General features: G+C 71.7%; 4 protein-coding genes. 2 read left to right on the plus strand and 2 right to left on the minus strand.

The window, feature by feature from the left end:
* Nucleotides 1-1,432, plus strand: a 1,432-nt coding sequence (locus VNT50_RS08145) for an ABC transporter permease (protein WP_325484613.1), incomplete at its 5' end; no start/stop codon positions are given.
* 4 nt (nt 1,433-1,436) lie between these two features.
* Nucleotides 1,437-1,892 carry a GbsR/MarR family transcriptional regulator gene (locus VNT50_RS08150; protein WP_325484614.1) on the plus strand — a complete coding sequence of 152 codons (456 nt, stop codon included), beginning with the start codon at nt 1,437-1,439 and terminating at the stop codon, nt 1,890-1,892.
* A gap of 44 nt (nt 1,893-1,936) precedes the next feature.
* Here VNT50_RS08150 and VNT50_RS08155 read toward each other — a convergent pair whose 3' ends face one another.
* On the minus strand, nt 1,937-2,413 hold the full coding sequence (locus VNT50_RS08155; RefSeq protein WP_325484615.1) for an NUDIX hydrolase: 477 nt from the start codon (nt 2,411-2,413) through the stop codon (nt 1,937-1,939).
* Nucleotides 2,414-2,419: 6 nt separating this feature from the next.
* Nucleotides 2,420-3,036, minus strand: a 617-nt coding sequence (locus VNT50_RS08160; protein WP_325484616.1) for an aldo/keto reductase, incomplete at its 5' end; no start/stop codon positions are given.

The following is a 3,036-nucleotide window of genomic DNA, read 5'->3' on the forward strand; positions in this document are numbered from 1 at the left end:
CCGCGGCCTCCCTTCGGGAACCGGCGACGGCGAGTTCATCGCGTTCCTCCTCGTGCCGTGGCTGGCCCTCCTGGCCGCGCTGATGAGTTCGTTCCTGGCCGTGCGTCACACGCGCGGCGACGAGGAGACGGGGCGCGCCGAGATCGTGGCGGCAACCCCTGCCGCGCGCGCGATGCCGACGCTCGCGACCCTCCTGCACGGCATCGGCGCGAACATCCTGCTCGGCGGGTTCGCGAAAGGCGCGCTTCTGGTGGCGGGTCTCGACGCCACGGGCTCGACGGTCCTCGGCGCGGCCGTGGCCGGGGTCGGGGTGTTCTTCCTCGGCGTCGGGCTCGTCGCGGCACAGCTCATGCGCACCTCCCGCGGCGCCAACTCCCTCGCGATGGCCGTGCTGCTCAGCACGTTCCTGCTCGCCGGGATCGGCAACGCCCTCGGCACGCCGAGCGATGACCTGAAGAGCATGACCAGCTCGTGGGTCGCGTGGCTCTCACCCTTCGCCTGGGCCGAGAACACCCGCCCGTTCTCGGCCGATGCGCTGGCCCCGGTGGCCCTGACCACGGGGTGCGCGCTGGTGCTGGTTGTCATCGCCGTCGCCCTCCAGGCGACGCGGGATCTCGGGTCGGCGTTCGTGCCCGAGCGCAACGGTCGATCCGACGCCTCCGCCGCCCTCTCGTCGCCGAGCGCGCTGGTGTGGCGCCTCACCTACCCGTCCGTGATCGCCTGGGCCGTCGGAGCCGCCGTCGTCGGGCTGCTCGCGACGACCCTCGGCAGCGTCATCGACGAGCTGGGGGCCCAGAACCCCGCGGTCGCGAATGTGCTCGACCAGATCGCCGGGGGCTCCGGATCGCTTCGCGAAGGGGTGCTGGTCACCTTCTTCACGATGGTGGGGATCTTCGCGGCCTGCTGTGCCGTGCAGACCGTCGTCCGCGCACGGCAGGAGGAGACGCACGGCACGGCCGAACTGCTGCTTCCCACGCCCCTCTCGCGCGTGCGGTGGCTGGGGTCGTTTCTGCTGGTCGGGATGCTCGCCGTGCTCGTCATCGCGGCCGCCGCGGTCGCCGGGGCCGCGCTCGGGATGGGCTCGGCCGGCTCGCGCGACCTCTTCGAGGACGCCGTGGTCGCCGGGATCGGCCAGGCGATCGCGGCGAGCGTGTTCCTCGGGCTCACGGGCCTCGTCTTCGTGGTGGCGCCCCGCGCGACGATCGGCGTCGGGTGGTCGCTCGTCGCCCTGGCGACGGTGCTCGGGCTGTTCGGTCCGCTGTTCGGGGCGCCGGACTGGGCCGTGCATCTGTCCCCGTTCGCCGGAACCCCGCTGATCAGCGACGGCGCCGTGGACGCGCGCGGCGGGTGGTGGCTGCTCCTCGCGGCAGGCGTCGGCGTCGCGGCATCCCTCGTCCTCATGCGTCGGCGCGAACTGGCGACGGATGGCTGAGCGGATGGATCACCCCGGGATCGACACGGCCGAGCAGGCGGCGGGGATGCTGGCCGCCGCCGGCATGCCGCGGATGCCCGCGCGCGTCATGATGGCGCTCGTCGGGTCGCCGGATGCCGGGTACTCCGCGGCCGAACTGGCCGACCGCCTGGGAGTGTCTCCCGCCGCGGTGTCGGGCGCGGTGCGGTATCTGCAGTCCCTCCGGATGATCCAGCGCCTGTCACGCCCGGGGGAGCGGATCGCGCGATACGACCTCATGGACGACGGCTGGCACTCCATGATCACGGCGAATGCGCCGATGTACGCGAAGCTCGCGGAATCGATCGACGCCATCGCAGAGCTCAACGGTGATGCGCCGCTTTCGGTCGCGCGCGCGCACCGCGTGGCGGATTTCCTCCGCTACCTCGCCGAGCGGATGCCGCAGCTCGTGGTCGAGTGGGAGGCCTCGCGGCGCGAGTGAACGAGCGCCGCGAGGCGGCCCCGTACGGCCGCGCGCACGGTGCCTCAGTCCGCGGCGTCCTCGAGGCTCGCCACGAGTGCGTCCAGGGCGGCGCGCTGCCCCTTCACGAGCTTCGGGCGCGCCTCATCGACCGAGAGCCACTGCGCCCTGTCGACCTCGGGGAACGATTGCATCCGGCCCGAGCGCGGGGGCCATTCGAGCTCGAACGTCCCGTAGTCGAATCCGGCGGCGTCGAACCTCGCGCCGTCGGCGACGAAGACCACGATCCGTTTGCCGGAGGAGTACGGGAACGTGCCCAGGTCGGCGTACTCGACATCGGGCGCGGCCACCCCGAGCTCCTCGAAGAACTCGCGCCGCGCGGCATCCAGCGCGCCCTCGGCATCCTCGTCGAACTCGCCCTTCGGGATCGACCACGCCCCCTCGTCCTTCGCGGCCCAGAACGGGCCGCCCATGTGCGCGATCAGCACTTCGGGCCGGGGAGCCAGCCGATACAGCAGGATGCCGGCGCTGATCCTCGCCATGACGCGCTACCCGATGCGCGTCTTCGGCGAGACGCGGTAGGTGTCTTCGGGGTCGTCCTCGACGACGCCCGACAGTGCGGCGTCGATCGCGGCGAGCACCTCGGCATCGAGCGTGACGCCGGATGCCTTGACCGAGTCGGCGAGCTGCTCGGGGCGCGAGGCGCCGACGAGCGCGGCCGCGACGTTCTTGTTCTGCAGCACCCAGGCGATCGCGAGCTGGGGCATCGTCAGCCCTGCCTGCTCGGCGATGGGCTTGAGCTTCTGCACGGCGGTGAGCACATCGTCGTCGAGGAAGTGCTTGATGAAGTGCGCCCCGCTCTTCTCGTCGGTCGCGCGGCTGCCCTCGGGAACCGGCCGACCGGGAAGGTACTTGCCCGAGAGCACGCCCTGCGCCATCGGCGACCACACGATCTGCGAAATGCCGAGCTTTTCCGAGGCGGGCACGACCTTGCCCTCGATCACGCGCCACAGCATCGAATACTGCGGCTGGTTCGAGATGAGCTGGATGCCGAGGTCCTTGGCGAGCGCGTGGCCCTCGCGCAGCTGCTCGGCCGTCCACTCCGAGACGCCGATGTAGAGCGCCTTGCCCTGCCGCACCACGTCGGCGAACGCCTGGAACGTCT

The organism is Microbacterium sp., assembly GCF_035554235.1.
Lineage (GTDB): Bacteria > Actinomycetota > Actinomycetes > Actinomycetales > Microbacteriaceae > Microbacterium.

Bases quoted from the DNA above. Each gene is read 5' to 3' on its own strand.
- VNT50_RS08150 (WP_325484614.1), top strand. From the start codon at position 1,437: ATGGATCACCCCGGGATCGACACGGCCGAGCAGGCGGCGGGGATGCTG.
- VNT50_RS08155 (WP_325484615.1), bottom strand. From the start codon at position 2,413: ATGGCGAGGATCAGCGCCGGCATCCTGCTGTATCGGCTGGCTCCCCGG.